The sequence below is a fragment of the Nonomuraea sp. NPDC050227 genome, assembly GCF_044459705.1.
In the GTDB taxonomy this organism is placed as follows: Bacteria; Actinomycetota; Actinomycetes; order Streptosporangiales; family Streptosporangiaceae; genus Nonomuraea.
The window spans coordinates 1,055,125-1,077,580 of record NZ_JBITJF010000002.1 but is presented as its reverse complement, the minus strand read 5'-3'; the positions used below and the strand labels follow the sequence as shown (position 1 = coordinate 1,077,580).

At 73.5% G+C, this 22,456-nt stretch carries 17 protein-coding genes; 5 read left to right on the top strand and 12 right to left on the bottom strand.

What is annotated here, in order from left to right; genetic code table 11:
* Nucleotides 1-9: 9 nt before the first annotated feature.
* The 8 genes from ACIBK9_RS12360 to ACIBK9_RS12325 form a co-directional block, all read right to left on the bottom strand.
* A complete protein-coding gene (locus ACIBK9_RS12360) occupies nucleotides 10-2,415 on the bottom strand; it encodes a glycoside hydrolase family 5 protein (protein ID WP_397157530.1) in 2,406 nt (801 codons plus the stop codon).
* Between the two features lie 195 nt (nucleotides 2,416-2,610).
* On the bottom strand, nucleotides 2,611-5,031 hold the full coding sequence (locus ACIBK9_RS12355) for a S8 family serine peptidase (RefSeq protein WP_397157528.1): 2,421 nt from the start codon (nucleotides 5,029-5,031) through the stop codon (nucleotides 2,611-2,613).
* Between the two features lies 1 nt (nucleotide 5,032).
* Nucleotides 5,033-6,202: a hypothetical protein gene (locus ACIBK9_RS12350; protein ID WP_397157526.1), complete on the bottom strand. Its 1,170-nt coding sequence runs from the start codon at nucleotides 6,200-6,202 to the stop codon at nucleotides 5,033-5,035.
* 8 nt (nucleotides 6,203-6,210) lie between these two features.
* Nucleotides 6,211-7,359: a hypothetical protein gene (locus tag ACIBK9_RS12345; RefSeq protein ID WP_397157524.1), complete on the bottom strand. Its 1,149-nt coding sequence runs from the start codon at nucleotides 7,357-7,359 to the stop codon at nucleotides 6,211-6,213.
* An 11-nt stretch (nucleotides 7,360-7,370) separates the two neighbouring features.
* Nucleotides 7,371-9,707: a hypothetical protein gene (locus ACIBK9_RS12340; protein WP_397157522.1), complete on the bottom strand. Its 2,337-nt coding sequence runs from the start codon at nucleotides 9,705-9,707 to the stop codon at nucleotides 7,371-7,373.
* Between the two features lie 25 nt (nucleotides 9,708-9,732).
* Nucleotides 9,733-9,861, bottom strand: coding sequence for a hypothetical protein (locus ACIBK9_RS12335; protein ID WP_397157520.1), 129 nt, complete (start codon nucleotides 9,859-9,861; stop codon nucleotides 9,733-9,735).
* A gap of 66 nt (nucleotides 9,862-9,927) precedes the next feature.
* A complete protein-coding gene (locus tag ACIBK9_RS12330) occupies nucleotides 9,928-12,897 on the bottom strand; it encodes an AAA family ATPase (protein WP_397157518.1) in 2,970 nt (989 codons plus the stop codon).
* Between the two features lie 175 nt (nucleotides 12,898-13,072).
* Nucleotides 13,073-13,831 carry an alpha/beta fold hydrolase gene (locus ACIBK9_RS12325; RefSeq protein ID WP_397157516.1) on the bottom strand — a complete coding sequence of 253 codons (759 nt, stop codon included), beginning with the start codon at nucleotides 13,829-13,831 and terminating at the stop codon, nucleotides 13,073-13,075.
* 61 nt (nucleotides 13,832-13,892) lie between these two features.
* Between ACIBK9_RS12325 and ACIBK9_RS12320 the strand changes: the two genes are divergently transcribed.
* Nucleotides 13,893-14,417, top strand: coding sequence for a PadR family transcriptional regulator (locus ACIBK9_RS12320; RefSeq protein WP_397157514.1), 525 nt, complete (start codon nucleotides 13,893-13,895; stop codon nucleotides 14,415-14,417).
* Nucleotides 14,418-14,446: 29 nt separating this feature from the next.
* On the opposite strand, the gene ACIBK9_RS12315 is transcribed toward ACIBK9_RS12320, so the two are convergent.
* Nucleotides 14,447-14,671, bottom strand: a complete 225-nt coding sequence (locus ACIBK9_RS12315; protein WP_397157512.1) for a 4-oxalocrotonate tautomerase family protein — start codon at nucleotides 14,669-14,671, stop codon at nucleotides 14,447-14,449.
* A 153-nt stretch (nucleotides 14,672-14,824) separates the two neighbouring features.
* Here ACIBK9_RS12315 and ACIBK9_RS12310 point away from each other — a divergent pair, with 153 nt between their 5' ends.
* Nucleotides 14,825-15,589 carry a beta-phosphoglucomutase family hydrolase gene (locus tag ACIBK9_RS12310; RefSeq protein ID WP_397157510.1) on the top strand — a complete coding sequence of 255 codons (765 nt, stop codon included), beginning with the start codon at nucleotides 14,825-14,827 and terminating at the stop codon, nucleotides 15,587-15,589.
* Nucleotides 15,586-17,964 carry a glycoside hydrolase family 65 protein gene (locus ACIBK9_RS12305; RefSeq protein WP_397157508.1) on the top strand — a complete coding sequence of 793 codons (2,379 nt, stop codon included), beginning with the start codon at nucleotides 15,586-15,588 and terminating at the stop codon, nucleotides 17,962-17,964. The genes ACIBK9_RS12310 and ACIBK9_RS12305 overlap by 4 nt, the downstream gene beginning before the upstream one ends.
* Before the next feature lie 31 nt (nucleotides 17,965-17,995).
* Here the strand turns inward: ACIBK9_RS12305 and ACIBK9_RS12300 are convergent, their stop codons facing one another.
* Both ACIBK9_RS12300 and ACIBK9_RS12295 read right to left on the bottom strand, forming a co-directional pair.
* Nucleotides 17,996-18,232 carry a DUF6289 family protein gene (locus ACIBK9_RS12300; RefSeq protein ID WP_352329212.1) on the bottom strand — a complete coding sequence of 79 codons (237 nt, stop codon included), beginning with the start codon at nucleotides 18,230-18,232 and terminating at the stop codon, nucleotides 17,996-17,998.
* A 98-nt stretch (nucleotides 18,233-18,330) separates the two neighbouring features.
* Nucleotides 18,331-19,314, bottom strand: coding sequence for a helix-turn-helix domain-containing protein (locus ACIBK9_RS12295; protein WP_397157505.1), 984 nt, complete (start codon nucleotides 19,312-19,314; stop codon nucleotides 18,331-18,333).
* Nucleotides 19,315-19,372: 58 nt separating this feature from the next.
* Here ACIBK9_RS12295 and ACIBK9_RS12290 point away from each other — a divergent pair, with 58 nt between their 5' ends.
* Nucleotides 19,373-20,602 carry an MFS transporter gene (locus tag ACIBK9_RS12290; RefSeq protein ID WP_397157503.1) on the top strand — a complete coding sequence of 410 codons (1,230 nt, stop codon included), beginning with the start codon at nucleotides 19,373-19,375 and terminating at the stop codon, nucleotides 20,600-20,602.
* A gap of 43 nt (nucleotides 20,603-20,645) precedes the next feature.
* A complete protein-coding gene (locus ACIBK9_RS12285) occupies nucleotides 20,646-21,581 on the top strand; it encodes a DUF2332 domain-containing protein (RefSeq protein WP_397157501.1) in 936 nt (311 codons plus the stop codon).
* A 25-nt stretch (nucleotides 21,582-21,606) separates the two neighbouring features.
* Here ACIBK9_RS12285 and ACIBK9_RS12280 read toward each other — a convergent pair whose 3' ends face one another.
* Complete coding sequence (locus ACIBK9_RS12280; RefSeq protein ID WP_397157499.1) at nucleotides 21,607-22,443, bottom strand: serine protease; 837 nt, start codon at nucleotides 22,441-22,443, stop codon at nucleotides 21,607-21,609.
* Nucleotides 22,444-22,456: the final 13 nt, after the last annotated feature.

Genomic DNA, 22,456 nt, shown 5'->3' with positions numbered 1-22,456 from the left:
GGGGGAGCGCTAAGCGTCCGCCGTCACGCTGTAGGAGCCCGACGTGCAGCCGGTGATGCGCCAGCCGCCCGGCGCCTGCCGGACGGCGACGCCGCTGAGCCCGGTGCCGCGGACGGCCGGCCGCACGTCGCCCGGGAACCAGACGTCGAGCCCGCACCCGCTGCCCTCGCCCCGGGCCGTGAGGCTCGCGCGGTCCGACGTCAGGCCGGTCAGGCGGCCGGGGGCGGACCGGGGGTAGGGACGTGAGAGCTCGGCGACGTACTCGGCGGGCGGAGGCAGGTCCTTGCCGGTGGCGCAGTCCTCGATCACGAGGTTGCCGCCGGTCTCGGCGCCGGCACTGGCGTGGGCGTCGCCGCAGGACTGCTTCCAGACCCAGAACGCGCCTCCGATGCGGTGCCGGTCCTCCTGGTCGGTGTATCTCGCGATCGGGGCGGCGGCGGGGTCGCCGAACCAGCCCCACTCGCCCGACCAGAGCCCGGCGCCGTAGTACTTCGCCGCCCGGCTCGCCAGCTCGAAACCGCGCTCGATGCTCGTGACGGTGAGGCCGGTGCCCTGCTCGATGGTGATCGACTCGTTGTAGAGGTGGGGAGCGAAGACGAGCAGCCGGTCGTCGGTGAAGTCCTTGGGCACCGGGACCTCGAAGCCGAGACCCGACCAGAGCACGGACGGCTCGAAGAAGACCAGGTGGGGGAAGCCGCGCCGCTCGCCCGCCCGGATGGCCTTGATCGCCCGGTCGTAGTAGCGGCCGAGCAGGACGCCGGAGGTGATCGGCGGCGCCTCGCCGAAGCCGGGCTCGTTCAGCAGGTCGTATCCGGCGACCATCGGCTCGTTCGCGAACCGCTCCGCCAGCATGCCCCAGGCGGCGACCAGGCGGGTCTGGATGCCGTCCCGGTCCTGGTAGAAGTTGGTGAAGGCGCGGGCGACGGCGGGGGAGATGTCGCGTCCGGTGAACTCGCACCTGGGGGCGCCGTCGAAGCGGTCGGCCCAGGTGGGGGCGCCGTCCCAGCCGTGCATCGGGGAACCGCTGGCGCAGGTGGTGCCGGGGGCGGCGGCGACGCCCTTTCCCCACGCGTCCTGGTGCATGTCGATGACCGTGCGCAGGCCGTGCCGGGCGGCGGTCTCGACGGCCCAGGAGATCTTGGCGAGGTAGGCCGGGTCATAGTGGCCGGGCCGGGGCTCCAGCGCCGACCAGGACAGGGCGAGACGGACGACGTTGAAGCCCATCCGCGCCATGCCGGCGAAGTCGGCCTCGGTGAGCGGCCGCGTCACCGCTTTGTCCTGAAATTGCTGGAAATAGTCTTCGAGCTGGTTGACGTTCACGCCGCGCAGCAGCACCTCGTTGCCGTCGGCGTCGACGATCCTGCGGTCGGCCGAGAGCGTCAGCCCCGGGGTGCGCGGCGGCGGCTGCGCGGTCGTGGCGCCGGGTTGCAGGAGCGGTAAGGCGAGCGCCGCCGCGGCCACGACGACCGCCATCGGGATCCGCGCGGCCAGGCCGACGCCCCTGCGCGCCGGACGGGCGGCGTCGAGGAGGGCGACGAGCAGTGCCGTCGCCAGGGCGAGCAGGGCGCCGAAGGAGAGCGCGGGGGCGAGGCGAAGCATGATCGCCGGCGCCCAGAACAGACCGCCGCCCGCCAGGTCGCCGGGGATCCCGACGGCCACCTCGACCAGGCCCAGCGTCCCGGCCGCCCCCAGCGCGGAGAGCCCGGCCACGACGGCCCCGGGCGAGGTGGTGGCGCTGAGCCGGCGGTGCGACGCCCAGGTCAGCACGCCGAGCAGAGCGAGGGCGGCCAGGCAGCCCAGCGGTCCCGCCTCGGGCGCGGGGGCCAGCGGGGAGTCGCCGATGGCATAGCCGACGGGCGAGCCGCCCCACCACACCCCGCCGACCGACGCGGCCAGGACCACGGCCACTCCCGCCGCAACCCATCCCGGCGCCGACGCCCCCGAGCCCTCGGCGGGATCCGCGGACGCCGACGTGGGAGAAGGTGGGGCGAGGCGGCGGTGCAGAAGCTGGGCGAGCCAGGCGGCCGCCGCCACCGGCAGGCCGAAGACCGCCGCCTTGACGCCGGTGAAGCCGGTCGACCACACCAGGTAGAGCACGTCGTCGAAGGTCATCGCCAGCGACATCAGCAGCTTCGCCGCCATCGCCGACCACACCACCGCGCCCCACACCAGCAGCGCCGTACGCAGCGGGGCATGTCCGCGGGCGACCGCCCAGGTCAGCGCTCCGACCCCCGCCAGCAGCAGTGGCACGTAGACGGCCGGCGCGGCCACCTGCCAGAGCCCGGCGACAGGCAGCAGATCAGCCCCGGTCCAGGTGTACGGCGCGGCCAGCCCCGACGGGTCGAACACCGCTCCCAGTGCGATGACGGCGGCCAGTACCACGACGGCGATCGGCGACAACCAGCGGTTCCTCATAGTGACGGCGACCATACATGAGCATCGCTCACAAATGAAGGGCCAAGATCCGCGACAGCACGCGGCCGCGCCGCCGTTGTGGCAGAGCCCTTCTCGCAGGTGGCCCTGACATCGCTCCTGACCGGCTCGACGTCGGGGACGAGCGGCCCCCGGGCGTCGTTCTCCGGGGCCCGTCAGGGACGGGCCCCGGAGGGGCTACTTCTTCTCGCAGGTGCGGTGGCCGAGGAAGACGTCGTCGATCCCCCACCACCCGGACAGCTGGCCGAGGAAGGTGAAACGGACCCGCACCGCGTTCCGGCCGATCGCCTGGGGCAGCTCCACGACCTGCAGCTCAGGCCCGCGAGCCCCCGGATAGCCGGCCTTCTTCCAGACGTTCGCCCAGGTCCGGCCGCCGTCGAGGCTGACGTCCACGAGCGCCGTGCCGTTCACCCTCGGCTCCAGGTCGGAGGCGAACTGCAGGGCCGGGGCGGCGGCCTTGGACAGGTCCACGGTCGCCGACGTCAGCGTGGTCTCCTGGACGTGGTGCAGGCCGTAGTGGTCGGAGTCCACGATCGCGAACCCGCCCTTCCCGCCTGTCCTGTTGGTACGGCCGCCCGGATCGTTCAGCACCCAGCCGGGCTCGTGGGCGTACCCGGGGAACCCGGGATCGGCGTTGGTGACGCTCCACCCGCCCGGCAGCCCGGAGTCCAGCCGCTCCGTGACGCCCTCCAGGACCGGCTCGTAGCCGGGGGCTTCGCAGGCCAGGGTCACCGTCAGCGCGAAGTCCTCGGTGAGCGGCGCCGTGCCGACCGTCACCTGCCGGACGGCCGGGGTGTAGCCGCGCGGCACGGCCGCCGCCTCCAGCGTGTACGTCGTACCGGGCAGCAGGTCCAGCCGGTACGCGCCGGTCCCGGCGTCGGACTCGGCCGTCCAGGTGTGCCCGGCGCCGTCGGAGGCCGTCACCTTGGCCGCCAGCGGCCAGCCCTGGCCGGAGCCGTCCCGTACGGTGCCGCCGACCTGGACCCGCGCGGTCGGCGCGAGCCGGACGTCGAGCGTGACCGTGCCGTCCTTGGCGATCGTGGCGGCCTTTGTGGCGTCGTCGTAGCCGAACGCCTCGACCTTCACCTGGTACTCGCCGCCGATCAGCCGCAGCGAGTAGTCGCCCGCCTGGCCGGTGACGGCGTCGCGGGAGCGCGCGCCGGTCACGGAGACCGTGGCGCCGGGCACGGGCTCGCCCGTCTCCGCGTCGGTGACGGTCCCGGCCAGCGTGCCGAGCCCGACCTTGGCGACGGCCAGCAGCGCCGAGGCGTCCAGCCGCCCCTCGCCGAACACGTTGTTGTCCTCGGCGGGGCCGCCGCACTGGGCGTCGGCCGTGTCGATCGCGGACGCGTCCAGCAGCGCCCGGGTGCCGTCCAGGTCGCGTACCAGGTCGGGGAAGGCGGACCACAGCAGCGCGACGGCGCCGGCCGCGTGCGGCGCCGCCATGGAGGTGCCCGACATCAGCCCGTAGGAGCCGCCGGGCAGCGCCGAGCGCACGTCGACGCCCGGGGCCGCGATGTTCGGCTTGGTCTCGCCGTTCTGGCCGGGGCCGCGGCTGGAGAAGGAGGCGATCGCGCCGTTCACGTCGTAGGCGCCGACGGAGTAGTTGAGCGCGCGGCTGCCGGGCGAACCGCTGGTCTTGCACGACGGGCCGCTGTTGCCGTTGGCCCAGACGCCCATGATGCCGGAGGCCGCCCACGCCTGCAGGATGTCCTCGATGATCGGCTCGTCGGTGGGCTCCGTCGAGCTCCACGAGTTGTTGATGATGTGCGGCCGCTTGCTGACGTCCGGATTCTGGCCGTGGCTGTCGGTGGGGGCCAGCATCCACTGGGCGGCCGCGACGAGGTCCTCCTCGCTGCAGGTCTGGCAGCCGTTCGCGGTGATCCACTTCACGCCAGGGGCGACGCCGATCTGGTTGCCCTGGCCGTCGTCGCCCACCATGGTGCCCATGGTGTGGGTGCCGTGCCCGTGCGTGTCGCAGGGAGCGCCGCCCGCGCAGTGCCCCGAGGTGTCCAGCCAGTTGTAGTCGTGGGTGACGGTGCCGTCGGCGTTCGTGCCGCGGTAGGAGGCGCGCAGGGCGGGGTGGTCGAACTGCACGCCGGTGTCGATGTTGGCGATGACGATGTCCTCGCCGCGCCGCCCGTACTCCTTCCAGACGTCGTCGGCGTTGATGTCGCCCACGCCCCACTCCAGGCCCGTGCCGGCCGCCGTGGTGACGGCGCGCCGCACCGGCTCGGCCAGCGTGTACGTCTTCGGCGGCCGCACCTGCCGCACGCCCCCCATCGCGGTCAGCTTCTTGACCTGGGCCGGGGTGGCGTCCTTGACCAGGATCGCGTTGGTGACCCAGAACGACTCGCTGTCCAGCTTCTCGTCCTTGAGGTACTTCCTGACGTCCGACTGGGTGCGGACGGCGGTGTCCTTGAGCGCGTCCACGACGAGCTGGCCGCGCGCCGTCCTGGAACGCGCCTTGGGCGCGGCCGACAGGTCGGCCTCCGGCTTGAGGATCACCCAGACGTCGCCCGGCGCCGCCTGTGCGGGCAAGGCCGGGGTCAGCCCCGCCACCAGGGCGAGGACGGGGAGTAAGGCCCGGAATCGCATGTCAGCCCTTTCCGCAGGTGAGTCTGGCGGCCATCGGCCGCACCTCCTGGGCGACCTCGGAGATCGTCAGGCCCACGGCCCACACGTTGTCCGGTCCGCTGCCGTGCACGTCCAGGAAGTTGTAGGTCAGGCCGTTCAAACGCGGCCCGGGATGGGAGACCGTCGTCCAGGCGGAGCCGTCCCAGTGCAGGAACTCCTCCTCCTGGCCGAGGCCGACGTCCCCGACGGCCCACACGTCGCCGGGGGCGGCGGCGTAGACGCTGTCGAGACGGCTGTTGCCCAGGTCGGGCAGCGTCGTGACGCTGCTCCACGCGGTGCCGTCCCAGTGCATGACCAGGGCGGCCGCCTGGTTGTCGGTTCCGTCGCGGCGCCGGCTGCCGACCGCCCACACGTCGTCGGGGCCGGTGCCGGAGACCGCGAAGAGGGCGCCCGTCGGGTGCGGGGCCGGCACCTCCGTCCACCGCGTGCCGTCGAAGTGCTGGACGAGCGGGCTGACGACGCCGTCGGCGTCCCGCTGGTTGCCCACGGCCCACACGTCGCCGGGCGCGACGGCGGTGACGGCGCGCAGGATCGACTCAGGTCGCCCGGAGGCCGGGTTCTCGACGATCGACCAGCGCCGGCCGTCCCAGCGCTCGATCAGCGCGGCGGTGGGCGGGTTCAGGTCGCCCTTCTTGGCGCCGTAGGTGTAGCCGACGGCCCAGGCGTCGTTCTTCGACACCGAGGCGACGTCGGCCAGGTAGAGGCCCGTCGTGGCCGCCGCCGGTGAGACGGCCGTGGGGTGGAGCGTCCAGCGCCGGCCGTCCCAGCGGGCGGCCTGCGTGGTGTCGGCGCCGGTGCCCATGTGGTCGAGCAGCAACCAGCCGCCGCTGGGGGAGTGGAAGGAGCTGGCCTCGGCGCTCTGCCTGGTGTGCGGCGGGACGGGCGGGCGGATGTTGTCGCGTGGCCGGCCGCCGCGCAGGTCGCCGGTCCAGGCCGCCGGTGACCCGCTGGAGGAGGAGCCGGTGAACAGGGCCTCCCGGGCGGAGAAGACGGTGACGTCCTGCGGATAGCTGTCGGCCGGGGTGATCGCGGAGGTGTCGACGACGTTCCAGGACGGCACGCAGCCTCCCGGTGCGGCCGAGGGCGTGGTGAGAGTGGTCGCCAGCAGCGCGCCGGCAATGAGGGTCTTCATGGGCTCTCCTAGAAGGCGCCGATGCCGTTGGGGCTGCCGTAGCCGGTCGGGCCGTCGTAGCCGGGACGCGCGTTGCACAGCTCGGGCGCGGCGCAGGTGCCGGTCTTGCCGGCGGTGATGTCGAACAGGTGGCCCTTGCCCGCCTGCAGCTGCCTGCCTGGCGTGATCAGGTCGCCGTTGCCGGCCAGCGCGTACACCCCGGCCACCAGCGCGGCGGCGATCGGGGTGCCGCCGACCGCGACCCAGCCGCCGTAGGAGTAGCTGTCGTAGACGGCGACCGGCGTTCGCAGGTCCGCCACGGCCGCCGTGTCGGCGACGGTGCGCTTGGCGCCGCACGCCCCCTTCGGCTGCCAGGCGGGCCGCGCGACGTAGACCGAGCAGCCCGAACCCGATCCGGACCAGGCGGTCTCGCCCCAGCCGCGCGCGCCGGCCTGACGGTACAGCGTGGTGCCGCCGACGGCCGTGACCGTCCCGTACGCGGCGGGCACGAGCTGCCTGCCCGTCCTGGCGGGGAACCCGCTGTCGCCGCTCGGCGCGGTGACCGGCACGCCGGGGTGCGCGTAGTGGGCGGCGTGGGCGAGCTCGCCGGCGTACTCCGGCAGGCCGTACGGCGTGGTGACGACCGTGGCCCCCTGCTTGACGGCCTGGTCGACGGCCAGGCCCAGGTTCTCGGCGCCGGCGTCGTCGGCCTCCACCAGCAGCAGCCTGCAGTTGGGGCAGGCGGCCGCGGCGATGTCGAGCGCCGCGCTGCTGTTCAGCGACCAGTCCGGGTTGGCGCCCGGCGGCTCGTCGCCGCCGCGCTGGTTGACCTGGCGGAAGCAGTCGAACTCGCCCTCGCAGGGCGGCAGCCCGTTCGCCTTGCGGTAGACGGCGAGATCGTTGCCCGCGTTCGGGTTGTGGTACGGCACGATGACCGCGATCGTCTGACCGCCGCCCAGCCGCGCCGACGGCAGCCGGTAGGCCTGCTGCAGGTCGGCGGCCGAGAACGGCTGCGGCAGCCCGGCCGCCTTGGCCTCCGCGGCCGGACGGGCGGTCAGCAGGCAGCCGGCCGACCCGGCCCGCGCGGCCGGGCAGGAGCGCGCGGGATCGGCCTGCGCCGGAACGGCGGGCCCGGCGAGGAGCAGGGCGGCCGCGGCCGCCGCGATGAGTTTCACCATGATGAGCTCCTTCAGCTCGTCAGGCCGTAGGCGCGGACGACGGTCTGCTCGACGGCGTTGCCCTGCCGGTCGTGCGCCCTGACCCGCAGGGAGACGAACCCGCCGGAGTCCGGGTGCCGGATCGTGGCGGCGAACAGGCCGCCGGCCCGCCTGGCCGCCGTCCGCGGCTCGCTCCAGGTGGCGCCGTCGTCGTAGGAGACCGCGACGGTGGCCTCGACGCCCTTCGGCGCGGCCATGTGCTCCTGGTTCTCCACCGCGAAGGCCACCTCGAACGGCCCGGCCTTCGCCTTCGACTCGGCGTCGAGCGGCAGGTCGTAACGGAGGAACAGCAGCGGCAGGAACGAGCACTCCCGCGTGGCGTCGGGCACGCACGACGCGCTCTTCGGCAGCTCGGCCCGCCGGTCGGAGGGCCCCGAGCGGAACGTCCAGTCGGTCGTGACCGGCGTGCCGGCGAGCTCGCCGCGCTGGTCCTGCTTCCACACCAGCCGGTAGACGGCCTGCTCGGGCAGCATCGGCAGGTCGGCCGCCTGGGCGCCGAGGTTGCCGGTGATGCGGTTGTCGGAGGTGAAGGCCAGTTCGCCGTTGCGGTAGAAGTCCAGGCCGGAGTGCTCGTCCCAGCTGTTGCCGGTGGTGTAGTGGCCCGGCGTCGCGTCCGCGAACCGCTGCGGATAGATCATGCCCAGGTCTCCCTGGCGGCAGGCCACGCACAAGGTCGCGAACGGATCGTCGACGAGGGGCGAGTCGCCGCCGAAGCCGATGGTCGACTCCTGCCGGTAGGGCGCGGTGCGCGACGGCACGCCCGGCGCCTTGTTCCACACCTCGCGCACCACGGATCCCGGCCTGAGGGTGCGGCGCTGGTCGTAGTGCCGCGCGCCGTCGTCGGAGTTGAACGCGGTGTGCCAGACGGTGATGTCGGGGGAGCCGCTGAACAGGTAGTCGGTGCGCTCACCCGGCAGCACGGACGCGCCGACCCCGAGCGCGGTCTGCGTCCAGGGCAGGAAGACCTCGGGGAACAGCTCGAACCGGTCCTGCTGCCCGTACGGGCTGCGCACGATCGTGGAGCGGACGGTGGTCAGCTCCGCGTTCCGCACCCTGCGGGCCAGGCTCCCGGGCACGCCCTTGGCGTACGGCAGGACGAGCCGGTACGTGGGCCTGCTGGGGGAGCCGGACGCGGTCTCGGTCAGCTGGGTGTAGGCGGCGAAGCTGAAACTGCCCTTCCGCACCGGCCTGGTCGGCGTCGCGTACAGCGGCCGGCTGCCGAATTCCGGGTTGGACACGATCCGGAACGCGACCAGCTGGAAGGCTCCCAGCCCCCACGCGTCCACCCCGGCCGAGTTGCCCGCCTCGCTCTTCCTGACGAAGGCGAACATGTCCTGCCGGTACATGCCCTCGGTGGGCTGCTCCACCTCGACGTCGTACGGCACGGCGGTGCGGGCGTCCAGCGTGACCTGCACGTCGCCGCCCACCTTGATCTCCGGCTGGACGACGAACGCCGCGCGGCTGGTCAGGTCGTCGGCGGGCCCGGTGAACACGCTCGCCTCGACGGCGTAGGTGCCCTCCGGCACGCTGAAGGCGACCTCGCCGGTCTCGCCGGGATAGTCGATCGTGTAGAAGCCGAGGTCGGTGTCGTCGACGCTGTGTACGTAGGCGACGACCGCGCCCGGCTTGCCGTCCAGGTCGACGCTGTCGATCGACAGGGTGTGGTAGGCGCCGGCCGCCGCCTTCGCGGTCGCGGGCCGCTGGAACGGCGAGGGCGGCGCGTCGTCCGGCGCGCTGATGCGCTCGACGCCGGCCGGCGTCCCGCCGCGGCCCGCGCGCCACTCCTCGGCGAGCACGCGGCCGAGGGCCGGAGCCTCGTCCGGGGTGATCGTGGCGCCCATCGCGGCGAGCCGGCCCGTCGTGGCCTTGACCGGGACGGGCCGGTTGCCGGTCCTGGCCAGGTGGCTGACGTTGAACAGGCGCGGGTCGAGGAGCCGGTCCAGGAACGGCACGGCCGTGCTCGGGATGACGTACTGGTCGCCGTGCCAGCCGAACCTCAGGTAGGTGCCGCCGGCCTGCACCGCGCCGGGGGACACGACGGTGGTGCTCTGCCGGCCCTGTTCGTCCACGTCCAGCCGGACCTGCTCGCCGGTGACGAGGGTGACGGTGGTCCGCCGGGGAGGGGTCGCGGGCTGTTCCCGGGCGACGGCCGGGGCGTCTTCGTACGGGATGACGGACGGGATGACGGGGTCGGCGGGCGGCACGCCGGTCGCCGCGCCGGCCGTCGAGCCGGTCAGGCCCAGTCCGGCGACCAGCGCCGCGGTCGCGCTGATCACCACCGCTCGTAAGCGCGGCCTGGAGGTGGTCATGCGGGCTCCTGTCCTCGGTGGGGGGTCACGCCTCGACCCAGCCGTCGTCGTCGGCAGTGGTCACGGGGGCGTCGGCGGGGTTTCCGTGGTCGTCCGGGGCCGGGGTCGGCTCTTCTGCGTCCTCGGTCTCGGTGGGCTCGTCCGGGCTGTCCATGGGACAAGCGTGATGACAGGGGCGTACGCCCAGCTATGGGGAAAAATCCCCATTCGTGGGGGTGGGTCAGCCGGATCCGCCCATGCGCTGCCCGAGCGCCGCCCGCGACCGCAGCCCCAGCTTGCGCAGCACCGCGCTCAGATGTTTGTCCACCGTCTTCGGCGACAGGAACAGCTCCTTGGCGATCTCCCTGTTGCTCAGCCCGGTCGCGGCCAGCTCGGCCACCTCGGCCTCGCGCGGCGACAACGCGTCACCGTAGCCGCGCGTGCCGCCCCGGTACCGGACGGGCCCGGCCACGCCGTGCCGCCTGGCCGTGCTCGCGGCCCGGTCGAGGTCCCACCGCGCCCCCAGCTCCTCGAAGACCGCGATGGCGACGCCCAGCAGCGCTCCGGCCCGCCCGGGATCGCCGTCGCCGTCGCCGTCGCCGTTGCCGTCGCCGTTGCCGTCGCCGTTGCCGTTGCCGTCGCCGTCGCCGTCGCCGTCGCCGTCGCCGTTGCCGTCGCCGTCGCGGTCGCGGTCGCCGTCGAGCAGGGCGGTCGCGGCCAGTGCGCGGCACTGGGCCGCCTCGTACCGGCCGCCCAGCTCGTCGTAGGCGTGGGCGGCCGCCAGGAAGCGCTCCGGGTCTCCCGTCACGAACCCCTGGGCGTGGGCCAGGGCCGCGGGCGCCAGCGGCGCGTCCAGCCCGTCCAGCTCCCGCTCCAGCTCCGCGCACAACAGGCCGGCCTCGGCCGCCCGGCCGGCCGCGACCAGCGCGCCCGCCAGGGCCGGCAACGCGCGGACGGCCAGCGGCTGCAACCCCTTGGCCCGCCACCCCGCCAGCATCCCGATCAGCTCGTCGTCCGGCGGCTCGCCCCGGACCGTGCCCAGGCGCAGCAACGTCTCGACCGCCGGCGGCAGCGCGTCCACCGCGCCGACCTCCACGGCCCGCCCGACGGCCGCGCGGAGCCTGCGCGCCCCCTCCTCGATCTCACCCCGCGCCACGGCCAGGCAGTGGGCGACCAGCTCGGCCGTGACGCGCTGGTGCGGTTGCTCGTCGAGCGCGTCCAGCAGCAGGGCGGTCTCGTCGGCCAGGCCCGTCCACTCCCCGCGGAAGTAGCGCAGCACCGCCAGGGAGGAGCGGATGAGGTACTCCAGGCGCCGGCTGCTGTCGATCTTCAGCCCACCGCGCAGCGCGGCCTCCAGCAGCCGCTCGCTCACCGCGTAATGGCCCGCGTAACAGGTCTCGTCGCCGACCGACCAGAACGCGACGACCTCCTGCCGGGACACCGGACGGCCGCCGGCCAGCCGGGTCATCCGCTCGGTCAGCGACGTCCAGCGTGGGTCGCCGATGGTGGTGAGCACCATCGCCACCTTGCCGAGCACCGACAGCTGCAGCGACGGGCTGCCGCCGAGCCGTTCGGCGGTCTCCAGCGCGCGGTCCAGCCAGTAGACGTGCTCGGCCGGCGACACCCCGGCCGAGGTCGGCACGCCGAGCCCGACCATCGCCCACGCCGCCAGCTCCGGACGGTCGTCGAGGTGGCGCACCGCCGTGGCGAACTGCTCCCGCCGGAGTTCCGGGGCGGCGCCCGCCCTCTCCAGGAGCAGGCCGTACAGGAAGTGCAGCTCGCCGCGCACGCCGGGAGCGAGGTCGCGGCGCAGCAGATCGTCCATCTGGCCGAAGCCGGGCTGGGCGTGCAGGCCCTGGACGGAGGCCCAGCCGAAGCGCACCGCCATGTCCTCCAGCAGTTCCCCTTCGGGCGGGGCCTCGCGCAGGACGTCGCCGAGCAGGCGGGCCGCCTCGCTGTCGTCGCCGTGCCGGCCGGCCTCGGCCGCGGCCCGGTCGGCCGCCCGGGCCCACTCCTCCATCATCCCGGCATGCCGCAGGTGGTGGGCGATCTGCCCGATCGGCACCGGCCGCAACCGCTCGACCGCCTCGGCCGCCCGTCCATGCAGCACCTGACGCCGGGGCAGCGCGATGCTCTCGTACACCGCCTGCAGGGCCAGCATGTGCCGGAACCCCACACCCGCGGTGCGCGCCGAGCCGTCGGGGGCGCCGCGCGGGAGCGCGGTGTGCTCGCTCAGCAGCCCCGAGCGCAGCGCCTCCTCCAGCCCGGCCAGCGCGTCCGGGCGCTCCAGGCCGCAGATCGCCACCAGCACCGCCACGGGCACCGGCACCTGCAGCACCGCCGCCGCGTCCACCACGGCCCGCGCCCCGGCGGGCAGCCGGCCCACCCGCTCCAGCACCGAGTCGCGCAGCGCCGTCGGGACGTTCAGCTCGTCGATGGCCTTACGCGCCCATCCGCGCCCGCGCCTGATCAGCGTCCCGCGCTCGCGCAGCAGCGCCACCATCTCCTGGATCGCGAAGGGCAATCCCGACGTGCGCTCGCACAGATGGGCGGCGAACTCCTCCGACACCCCTTCCGAGCCGAGGATCGCGGTCATCAGCTCGCGGGTCTCGGCCACGTCGAGCGGCTCCAGGCCCACCTGGGCCCGCGACACCGACGGCGCCGCCCGCGCCGCGATCGTCCTGGCGTCCAGCGCGACCTCCTCGCCCCGGAACGTCAGCACCACCGACAGCCCCGGTGGCGGCTCGCCCATGAGGTAGCCGAGGAAGGCCAGGGTCTGCTCGTCGGCCCAGTGCAGGTCCTCCAGCACGAGTACGGCCTCGCCCAGAGAGCCCAGCAGCTCCGACAGCGCGCGGAAGATCCGGTGCCGCTCGGCCGCCCGCTCCTCCAGCGGCTCGGGGGCGGGCGGCAACTGCCCGGCCAGCTCCGGCAGCAGCGGCCGTAACGCGCCGGTGACGGGCGACAGCGGCCCGTTCGCGCCGATGCCGCGCACGGCGTCGAGGAGCGGGCCGAGGGGGAACGGCTCCCTGATGTGCGCGCACCGCCCCAGGAACACCGGCCGGCCGGCCCGCGCGGCCAGCTCGGAGACCAGGCGGGTCTTGCCGATGCCCGCCTCACCCTCGACGACGGCCAGAGCGGGCGGATGGACGACGGCCGCCAGCAGCCGCTCCAGCTCCGCGCTCCGGCCCACCAGCCCGATGTGACTCTTCATGTCCGAGCGCCATTCAAGCGCTTGTCAGCCCTTTTGTCACGGGTTGGATCGCGGGAATCGGTCACCCCCAATTCCCGCGCACGTAGAGGTGAACAGGGTGGGGTCAGGCGCCCTTTCGGCAGCCCTCCACCGGCGGGATCCCGAGCACGCGGCTCCCCGGGGAAACGCGGCCTGCTCACCGGCCGGCGAGGAGGCCGCTCACCTCCCTGGCGAATCCGTCCACGTTGTCGATCATGATGTTGTGGCCGGCGTCCGGGACGGCGACCAGCCGCACCCCGGAGGCCGCCAGCTCGGCCGCCCCGCCGGGCTCGCCGTCCGCCTCCGGGTGGAGGTAGGCGCGCGGGATCGGCAGCCTCCGCAGCCGTTCCCGCACATCCGCGCGCGCCAGGTGGACCGCGCTCCGGTGCAGCGCCTCCCGTCCGGCGAGCCTCATCGTGGCCGCCCAGTGCGGCCCGACCCGGGTCAGCGTCTCCTCCCAGCCGTGCCGGACGAAGTCCGCCTCGGTGTAGGCGGCGATGCCCGAGCTGCCCGGCCGCGGCGCGGGGTCGGCCGGGTCCAGATTGGCGTCCACCAGCACCAGCTCGGCCACCAGCTCCGGATGCCGCTCGGCCAGGTGCACCGCGACCGTCCCGCCCATGCTGTGCGCGACCACCTGCGCCGCGCGCACATCCGCCGCCCGCAATGCGGTCGCGAGCGCGTCCGCGTGCTCCTCGATGGTGTAGCCGAACGCGGTGGGCCGGTCGCTGGTGCCGAACCCCAGCAGGTCCACGAACAGGCTCCGGTGCCCGGCCAGCTCCGGCCGGCTCGCGACCTCCAGGAAGTACGGCGCCGCCGCCGCGCCCAGCCCGTGCACGTAGACGCGGACCGGCTCACGACCGGCCACCTCGGCCCAGCGGATGCGGCTCCCGTCCGGCAGTACCTGCGCGTCCCTCATGACCATCCCCTCCGAGATACCTCGACATCGATGTACCAAGACATCGAGATAGCATAGCGGGATGATTGAGCTGTCGATCCTGGGCTTCCTCTACGACGAACCGCTCCACGGGTACGAGCTGCGCAAGCGCGTCGCCGCCCTGACCGGCCACGTCCGGCCCATCGCCGACGGCACCCTCTACCCGGCGATCAAACGTCTGGAGCGCGACGGCCTGCTCCAACGCGACCTGCAGCCCGGCGCCCAGGCCGCACCCAGGCACGTGCTCACCCTCACCGACGCCGGGCGCGCCGAGCTCCGGCAGCGGCTCGCCGAGCCGGACGAGCCGTTCATCACCGACGAGAACCGCTGGTTCACGATGCTGGCGTTCCTGCGTCACCTCGGCGACCCCGCGCTCCAGGCGGGTGTGCTGCGACGCAGACTGACCTTCCTCACCGAACCGGCCAGCTTCTTCTGGGACGGCGACCGGCCCCTGCGGGCCGCCGACTTCGACGACCCGTTCCGCAAGGGCCTGTTCACGATCGCCACCGCCACCAGCAGGACCGAGATCGGCTGGCTACGGGAGACCCTGGCAGCGCTGGGCGTCTAGAGCGCGGGACGCGTACCGCCCCAAGGACGTCATCCGGGCCCGCCCGAGGCCAGCGCCTTCACCTCCGCGGCCGTCACCGGCTGTCCCGCCACACCCCAGTCGCCGCTCTTGATCTCCTCGATCACGACCAAGGTCAGGGGACGCATGTGCTCACCCTCGATGGCGACGATCGCGTCGGTCAGCCTCCGCACCATCTCGGCCTTCTGGGTGGCGCTGAACACACCCTCGATCACCTTCACATTGACGAGTGGCATGGGTTCCCCTTCCCCCCGATGGCACCGCACGCCGTCCAGCCGACATGCCCCTGGGCGAAGTGGGCAAACGCCGCCGGGGCGCCGGCGCGGGTGAGGACCGCAGGCGGAGGGTATGCGCAGGTGGGAGCTGGTGTGAGGGCGAACGGGGGATCCATGCTGGGGCTGCCTGACGGCATTCGAGGGTGCCTGTTCGACATGGACGGCGTGCTGACCCGCACCGCCACCGTGCACGCCAGGGCCTGGAAGTCGATGTTCGACGACTTCCTGCGGGCCTGGAGCGAGCAGACCGGGGCCGCGTTCGTCCCCTTCGACGCGGGCGCCGACTACGACCGCTACGTCGACGGCAGGAAACGGGCGGACGGCGCGCGCGGCTTCCTGGACGCCCGAGGCATCAGCCTGCCCGAGGGGACGCCGGACGACCCGCCCGGCACGATGACCGTGTACGGCCTGAGCAACCGCAAGAACGCCCTGGTGCAGGCCATTATCGACCGGGACGGCGTGGACGTGTTCCCCGGCTCCGTCCGCTACCTGGCCGCGGTCCGGGACGCGGGGCTGCGCCGCGCGGTGGTGTCCTCCAGCGCCAACACCGAGCAGGTCCTCGCCGCCGCCGGGCTCGCCGGGCAGTTCGAGGCCCGGATCGACGGCGTCGTGGCCCGGGACCGCCGGCTCGCCGGCAAGCCGGCTCCGGACATGTACCTGGCGGGCGCCGAGGCGCTGGGGCTGCGGGCGCCCGAGGCGGCGGTGTTCGAGGACGCCCTGGCCGGAGTCGCCGCCGGCCGGGCGGGAGGCTTCGGCTACGTCGTCGGCGTGGACCGGGCGGGGCAGGCGGACGCGTTGCGCGACCACGGCGCCGACGTCGTGGTCACCGACCTGGCCGACCTGCTGGAGCGGGGCGCGCCGTCCCGGGAGGCCGGATGATCCGGCATCCGGCGTTCACCGTCGAGCCGTGGGCGGTCCGGGAGCGGCATCTCGACCTGCGGGTGCTGGCGCAGACCGAGTCGGTGTTCGCGCTGTCCAACGGACATATCGGGCTGCGCGGCAACCTGGACGAGGGCGAGCCGCACGGGGCGCCGGGCACGTACCTCAACGGGTTCTACGAGGTGCGGCCGCTGCCGTACGCGGAGGCGGGCTATGGGTACCCGGAATCCGGACAGACCGTGGTGAACGTCACCAACGGCAAGGTGATCCGGCTGCTGGTCGGCGACGAGCCGTTCGACCTGCGGTACGGGACGCTCCACCGGCACGAACGGGTCCTCGACCTGCGCGCCGGCACCCTGACGCGCACGGCCCACTGGAGCTCCCCGACCGGAGCCCCGGTCCGGATCACGTCCACCCGGCTGGTGTCCTTCACCCACCGCGCGGTCGCCGCGATCCTGTACGAGGTCGAGGCCGTCGAGCGGCCGTTGCGCGTGGTCCTCCAGTCGGAGCTGATCGCCAACGAGACCCAGACCTACGAGAGCGCCGACCCGCGCGCCGCCGCCCCGTTGCACGCGCCGCTGGTCGCGGAGGAGAACGTCCCGAGCAGCGACGGAACGGCGATCATGGTCCACCGCACCCGGGCCAGCGGCCTGCGCGTGGCCGCCGGGATGTGCCACGAGATCGACGGGCCGGACGGCACCAGGATCGAGGCGCAGGGCAGCGACGACGTCAGCCGGCTGACCGTGGCCACCCGACTGTCGCCCGGCCAGACGCTGCGGCTGGTCAAGTTCTTCTCCTACGGATGGTCGGCGCAGCGCTCGCGGGCCGCGCTGCACGACCAGGTGGCCGCCGCGCTGGCCTCCGCCCGCCTGGACGGCTGGGACGGCCTGCACGCCGACCAGCGGCGCTACCTCGACGACTTCTGGGAAGGCGCGGACGTCGAGGTGGAGGGCGACGCCGAGGTGCAGCAGGCGGTGCGTTTCGGGCTGTTCCATCTGCTGCAGTCGGCCGCGCGCCTGGAGGAGCGCGCCATCCCGGCCAAGGGCCTGACCGGCTCCGGCTACGACGGGCACGCCTTCTGGGACACCGAGATCTTCGTGCTGCCGGTGCTCACCTACACCCATCCCGCGGCCGTCGCGGACGCGCTGTGCTGGCGGCGGACCACGATCCCGCTGGCTCGCGAGCGCGCGAAGCAGCTCGGCCTGCACGGCACCGCCTTCCCCTGGCGGACCATCCACGGTGAGGAGTGCTCCGGCTACTGGCCCGCCGGAGCCGCGGCCTTCCACGTCAACGCCGACATCGCGCACGCCGCGATCCAGTACGTGGACGCCAGCCAGGACCTGTCGTTCGAACAGCGGACCGGCCTGCCGCTGCTGGTCGAGACGGCCCGGCTGTGGTGCGCCCTCGGCCACCACGACCCGGCCGGGCGCTACCGCATCGACGGTGTGACCGGCCCCGACGAGTACACCGCCGTGGTCGACGACAACGTGTACACGAACCTGATGGCCCAGCAGAACCTCCGCGCGGCGGCCGAGGCCGCGGACCGCCATCCGGGCCCGGCGGAACGGCTCCAGGTCACCGCCGAGGAGATCCGCCGCTGGCGGGACGCGGCGGAGGCGATGTCCGTGCCCTACGACGATCGGCTGGGGGTCCACCCGCAGTGCGAGGGCTTCACCCAGCACGCGGCCTGGGACTTCGCGGCCACCAGGCCCGACCAGTATCCGCTGCTGCTGCACTTCCCGTACTTCGACCTCTACCGCAAGCAGGTGGTCAAGCAGGCGGACCTGGTGCTGGCCATGCATCTGCGCGGGGACGCCTTCACGCCGGAGCAGAAGTCCCGCAACTTCGCCTACTACGAGGCGCTGACCGTACGGGACTCGTCCCTGTCGGCCTGCACCCAGGCGGTGATCGCCGCCGAGGTGGGCCATCTGGAGCTCGCCTATCGCTATCTCGGCGAGGCGGCGCTGATGGATTTGGCGGATCTGGAGCGGAACACCATGGACGGCGTGCACATGGCCTCGCTGGCCGGGGCGTGGATCGCTCTCGTCTCGGGCTTCGGCGGGATGCGCGCCGGCCGGGGACGGATCTGCTTCGCCCCGTCACTGCCTCCCGGCATCACCCGGCTCGCCTTCCGGCTGCGTTACCGCGGCAGCCTGCTGAGCGTCGGCGTCGCCCCGGAGGCGACGGTCTACCGGCTGCTGCGGGGGCCGTCGATCACGGTGACCCACCACGGGGAGCAGATCCTCCTGGACGGGACGGAGGTCACCCGGCCCAACCCGTCGCGACCGGCGCCGGAGCAGCGGATCCACCAGCCGCCCGGCCGCGAACCGGGCCCACGACATCCCCGGACCTCCGGCAGGAGGGCGAGTGGCTGAGGCTTCCTGGCCCCGTGCCGGAGGCCTGTCATCAGTTGCAGGGGCTGGAGGACCAGGTGACGTAGCCGCTGAGCGTGCCCCAGGTCGAGACCGAACGGTCGCAGAACTGCGTCCTGACGCCCACCAGGTGGGTGCGCGCGGCGTCGGAGAAGTACTGGGTGTTGCACAGGTAACCGACCGGGCAGGCAGGCAGCGCCTGCGCGGCGGCCGGGACGGTGGCGAGCGTGGCGGCGGCCAGAACCGCGACGGCCAGTACGCGACGGATCATGGATCGTCCTTCCTGATTCGCAGGGAAACGGTACGATGCGCACGAAATGATCCGTCGCGTGGGATGAAAACGCAAGGGGATCACCCGGCCCGTCCTGCTCAGCCTTCTCCCTGGCCCGCGAGCAGGTGACCGGTCTCGGTGCGCCGATAGACCACCCGCCGACCGGCCCGCGTGCCGACGACGAGGTCCGCGTCGCGCAGGACGGCCAGGTGGCCGCCGACGGTGCCGAGTGACAGGCCGAGGTGCGCGGCGAGCTCGCTGCTGGTCGCGGGGTGTTCGAGTTCGTCCAGGATGGCCGCTCGACCGGCGCCGATGAGCCGCTCCAGCGACCGGGCGCGCGGCGAACGCGCCGTGCCGCCGGCCGATCCGCGGGCCGGATAGACCAGCGCGTACGACGTCGGCGGCGCCTCGCACAACCACGTGCCGCTGCTCAGCACGCTGACCGGGACGAACAGCATGCCCTCGTCGCCGACGACCCGGTCGGGGGAGGGCTGGTCGCTGAAGCGGATGGCGTCGTCGCCGACCCAGGCGCTGCGGCGGCTCATGCGCTCCAGCGCGCGCGGCCACCCGTAGGCGGCCAGCAACCCCGCCCGGTAGGTGACGTCGCGTTCCAGCAGCGCCCGCCGGCGCGGCCAGTCGGGGGCCACATGAGCGTCCCACACGTACCTGAGCAGGTCGGCGGTACGGGCCGCCCAGCCGCGTCCGGTCAGCCAGGCCAGATCGTGCTGCTTCCAGCTGTGCGCCACCGACTCCGCCAGCTCGGCGCGCACCTCCTCGTCGGGCACCCGCGCGACCGACGCGAGCTCGCTGTCCAAAGTGGTGCGCATGCCGCCCGTCGGCGGAAGCACCACGTGGCTCGGCAGCCACTTGGTCGAGCTCAGCAACCTGACCAGGCCCCCGGCGAAAGGATCGGCTTCCAGGACGGCGCGGAACGCGCCGCGGTGGCGGCCGTGCCAGGACGCCAGCCACGGATCGGCGCAGGGCCTGTCGAGCACCATCAGTGATCCCAGCGTCTCGGCGAGCGGCGACAGCGCGAACCGCGACCGCGACAGGGCCAGGGTGCTCAACCGCAGCAGCGTCATCTTTCGCCTCCTGCCGAAACGATAGTGCGCGATCCGGTATGTCTGCAGACTCCTGCCCATGCTCTCAGCCCTCCTGCGACAGACCGATTTCCGCTGGTTCCTCTCCGCGCAGGCGGTGTCGCTGCTGGGCAGTTCGATGGCGCCGGTCGCGCTGGCGTTCGGGGTGCTGGACGCCTCGGGCAACACCAGCGACCTCGGCGTCGTCCTGACCGCCTACATGGTGCCGCTGCTCGCCTTTCTCCTGGTGGGCGGGGCCGTGGCCGATCGCCTCCCGCGCCGGACGGTCCTGACGGCCGCCCACCTGGGCTCGGCCCTCACCCAGGGCGGCGTCGCCGCGCTGCTGCTCACCGGCAGGTACGCGCTGCTGCCGGTGGCCGCGCTGGGGTTCCTGAACGGCACTCTCGCCGCGTTCACCACGCCGGCCCTGCGCGGCATCGTGCCGCAACTTGTCGCCAAAGACCGGATACGGCAGGCGAACGCGCTGCTGGGATCGGTGCGGAACGCCACGAAGATCCTCGGGCCGAGCCTGTCGGGGATCGCGGTCGCCGCCGTCGGCGGCGGCCCCGCCATCGCCTTCGACGCACTGACCTACCTCCTGGCCGCGGGATGCCTTGCCCGGCTGTCCCTCCCCGCGGCGCCGGCCGCGCCGCGGCCCTCCTCCGGGATGGCGGCCGACATCCGCGACGGCTGGACCGAGTTCCGCCGCATCCGCTGGGTGTGGACGGTGTCCGCGTGCTTCTGCGTGGTCAACCTGGTTCAGGTCGGCACCTGGCAGATCCTGGGGCCCGTACTGACCAGGCAGCTCAGCGGCGAGGAGACGTGGGGGTTCGTGCTCAGCGCCCGCGGCGTCGGCATGCTGGTCATGAGCGCGCTGATCTACCGGCTGGTGGTCAGGCACCTGCTGCGGCTGGGCCAGCTGATGAGCGCGCTCGGCGCGATCCCCCTGCTCGCGCTCGGTGCGCGCCTGGACGCCCCCTGGCTGATCGCGGTCGCCTTCGCCGCCGGACTGGGCTCCTCGGCCGCCGCCGTCAGCTGGGAGACCTCACTGCAGGAGCACGTTCCCGCACACGTGCTCTCGCGCGTCTCGTCCTACGACGACCTGCTGTCCTACCTCGCGATCCCCGTCGGCCAGCTGGCCGTGGGACTGCTGGCCGACAGGTTCGACGGCTTCCAGGTGGCCGCGACCGCCGGTCTGGTCTACGCCGCGGCGGCCGTCCTCCCGCTGGCCTCCGCCGCCGTGCGCCGGCTCCCGCACGCCCAGGACGACCGTGCCCGTAGCAGCCCATAGGACACGGCCGTCCGGGATCGCACCCGGCTGCGATCATCGAAACATGACGATCGCCGCGATCTACGCTGAATTCGCCGCGCGCGAGGCGCACGGTGTGTCGCCCACGTACGAACGCCTGGCCTCCGCGGTGGCGCGGGATCCCGGCCTCCTGGACCTGCTCGCCGGGCTTCCGCCGGCCAAACGGCAGCCCAACCTGCTGTTCGGCGTGGTCCGGCTGCTCGGCGGGCCGGTCGACGACCCGGCCGCCTTCCACGACTACACGGTGGCGAACTGGCCCGCGATCGAGGCGGAGATGCGCACCCGAACCACCCAGACGAACGAGGCCGGACGGTGTGCCGTCCTGCTGCCGGTGCTCAACGCGCTCCCGCAGCCGCTCGCGCTGCTGGAGGTGGGCGCGTCCGCCGGGCTGTGCCTCTACCCCGACCGGTACGGCTACCGCTACGGCGATCACCTGGTCGGCTCCGGCGACCCGGTCCTCGCCTGCACGGCCGCCGGCCTGGCGCCGCCGACCAGCCTGCCCCAGGTGGTGTGGCGGGCCGGCCTGGACCTGAACCCGCTCGACGTGACCGACCCGGCGGATCTGGCCTGGCTCGACGCGCTCATCTGGCCCGAGCACACGCACCGCCGGGCCCGGCTGCGGGCGGCGGCGGCCGTCGTCGCAGCCGACCCGCCGCTGCTCGTACGGGGCGACCTGGTGGACGACCTGCCGGCCCTGGCCGCGCAGTCCCCGCCCGACGCGACGCTGGTGGTGTTCCACAGCTCGGTGCTGTACCTCGTGCCGACGCCGCGACGGACGGCGTTCGCCGAGGCGGTACGCGAGCTCCCCGCACACTGGATCGCGAACGAGACCCCCGACGTGCTGCCCTACGACACGCTCCCGACGCCGCCGGGCGAGGCGAACCACCACGTGCTCGCGCTGGACGGGCAGCCGCTCGCCTGGGCCCGATCGCACGGTCAGGAGATCATCTGGTTCGCGTGACGCGAGGAGACGGCCCAGGCGCGGGTCACCGTGCGGAGAGCCGCGGGTCCGGTCTGGGCAGCAGGCAGCCCGGGCGCTCCAGGTCGAGCTGGTTCCCCGCGCTGACGCAGGTGGCGAGCCAGTACGTCTGCGTTCCGTAGGCGGTGCCCTTGCGCACGCTGATGACGCCGTCGCGGTTCATCTCGCACGGGTTGTCCAGCGTGCACCGGCCGCCGTCGTGGTTGCTGGTGTTGTTGATGCCGACGACCTGGCCGCTCCTGGCGTCGACGACCGGGGATCCCGAGGTGCCGGGGCCGGTGTCGCACCGCGGCGTGTAACGGATGACGTCCTTGGTCACGTTGCCCACCTCCAGCACCCGGTGGACCAGCGTGTCGATCTCGCACGAGAAGACCTTCTTTATGCTTCCGGAGAGCACCCGGATGTCCGTGCCCGGTGCGGGACGCTCCGCCGACACCGTGAGCGGCCGGACGCGGTAGGCCCGCTCCAACTGCCGGTAGGTCAGGTCCAGCCGGTACAGCGCGACGTCGGTGCCGGTCAAGGTCACATAGACCGCTCTGGCCACGTGCAGGGTGGCCACCGGCTCACCGGCGCCGTCGAGCAGGTCGACCACGCGGTGGGACGGCTGGTCCACCAGGACCTCGTCCGGCACCGGCCACGTGCCCTCGTAGCAGTGACCGTTGGTCAGGACGAAGGCCCGGTCGTCGGCCGCGCTGGCCGGCATCCGCACCAGCGATCCCGAGCAGCCGTCCACATTGACGGTGCCCGCCAGGTCTGTGGTCGCCGCCCGCGCGGGAAAGGCCGGCAGGCCGAGGCCGAGGACGGCGGCAGCCAGTGCCGCGCCGATTCGCCGAAACACACGCATCTCATGTCCGTTC